The sequence below is a fragment of the Kitasatospora sp. NPDC057595 genome (assembly GCF_042800875.1).
Classification (GTDB): domain Bacteria; phylum Actinomycetota; class Actinomycetes; order Streptomycetales; family Streptomycetaceae; genus Kitasatospora.
Map to the genome: position 1 here is coordinate 1 of NZ_JBHVGL010000074.1, position 1191 is coordinate 1191.

A 1191-nucleotide genomic window follows, 5' to 3' on the forward strand; every position below is an offset into this window, starting at 1 on the left:
CTACATGTCTACACGTATAAATGCATGATTATTCTTTTAAATTTTCCGTATAATCAGGCTTTCCAAGATCGTCATCACCTTCTGGATACAAGTCATATTCATCGTTCTTTTGTTTTTCATAAGTCATTCTAATTGTGTCGCCATCTCGAATTTTAAAATCTAATGAAATATACTTCCCATCTTGATAAACACGAATTTCGGCATCTTCACGGTTTAATTTATCTATGTCTTTATCTACTCCGTCCTTCTGTAACCTTTGATTTTGTATGCTTACTACTTGATCTATGGCTTCATCATATTTCGCCTTTGTACCGCCACAACCGGCCATGCCGGTTATGGCTGCCAAAAGAGCAAAAGATAAAACAAGTTTTTTTATCATGCCAGTTCCTCCTCTGCTCTAGCGGAGTGTGATTTTTCAACTGTCTTAAATGCTTCTCTCCATTCCTCGAATAAGCAATCTATCGACAGCTTTCCAACACGTCCGTAAAAATCCATAAACAACGCCTGACCTTTTACCATATTCGCAAGCATCTCCTCATTTTGTTTTGTTTGCGGAAGGTTCATCGTCTTTAAAATGTCTGGACGGTCAACATCGTTATCGAAAGCAAAACGCGCACCGAAATTCCCCTTATCATCATCTGTTTCGGAGTCGGCCATATTTTGAGAAACAAGATATAGCTGATTTTTAAAGGAACGTCCTACACGCTTCATATCCTTAACTAATCGCTTACCGCCGCGGGCTTTAGTCAACGTCCAAGCTTCATCGAAAATGATTGCTGTCGGATCATCATGACTGCGGCGACCAAATTTTTCACAGAATTTTGCAAGGCCAATCATAATGCTAAGGCTTTTCCTGTCGCTGTCACTGTAATAACGTGGGTCATCATCTTCATTCGGTAAGTCTAAACCGGCAATTTCTAAAATAGTTACTTTGCGATTCAAGTTAATGGCATCAGCATCCCCATAGCTGAAAACTAATTGAAGAATGCTATTCTGAACCATTTGGACAAGAAGCTCGCCTGCACTCTTAATTGTTGGGTCCTCACTATTCGCTAGATGATCTACAACATGCATAAGCCCAACGGTTTCTCCCTTTGCTTTTCGCTCAATAACCGCATCTAAAGTTTTCAGAACTTCGGTTTTTACAGCATCTTTCCCATGCAAATCATAAATTTGCTCAATGATGTTTTG

Annotated in this window: 2 protein-coding genes; both read right to left on the bottom strand. The window is 39.5% G+C overall.

The window, feature by feature from the left end:
- Positions 1-28: 28 nt before the first annotated feature.
- Positions 29-379: a cystatin-like fold lipoprotein gene (locus tag ACFU9E_RS35540; protein ID WP_380715715.1), complete on the bottom strand. Its 351-nt coding sequence runs from the start codon at positions 377-379 to the stop codon at positions 29-31.
- A partial coding sequence (locus tag ACFU9E_RS35545; RefSeq protein WP_380715716.1) for an ATP-binding protein occupies positions 376-1191 on the bottom strand: 816 nt, incomplete at its 5' end. The genes ACFU9E_RS35540 and ACFU9E_RS35545, both read right to left, overlap by 4 nt.